Origin of the sequence: Paraburkholderia sp. BCC1884 (assembly GCF_900996225.1) — a bacterium.
In the GTDB taxonomy this organism is placed as follows: domain Bacteria; phylum Pseudomonadota; class Gammaproteobacteria; order Burkholderiales; family Burkholderiaceae; genus Paraburkholderia.
In genome coordinates, this window is record NZ_CAAJGL010000050.1 from 1 (window position 1) to 422 (window position 422).

General features: G+C 53.8%; 1 pseudogene. It reads left to right on the forward strand.

Annotation, left to right across the window (positions count from 1 at the left end):
* Window positions 1–422: pseudogene (locus FQ705_RS03860) on the forward strand (hypothetical protein); the annotation flags it as partial.

Sequence of the window (422 nt, forward strand, 5' to 3'; positions counted from 1 at the left end):
ATTGATATCTTGCGCCGAGGCTTGGACAAGCGATCGGCCTACGGCGCGTTGATTGCCGGGAGCGCGGAAGTCGGCGATGTCTTGTTTGGGCGAACTGCAGATGAAGTTGGCAGAAAATACGATCCGTTTTTTCTGGCCTTGGGCTTGAAGAACAACACCTACAGCGACCCAGAATTTGCCAAAGGGCTGGTACACGGTGTCTGGATCCAGCAATTGATGTGCTACGCACTGGATTGCTCGATCGCATTTGGTTTTGAAGGGCTGATGGCCTACGAAACAGACACGGATACCGGAACTCGCGTGTTCGAGTATTGGACCTATGAATCCCTGTTTCAGGATGTACCGCTTCCAGCTTGGAAGTATTGGCCGCCGGGGCGTAAGTATCCAGCCGATCTTCCCGCATGCCCCGCCAAGAACGAATC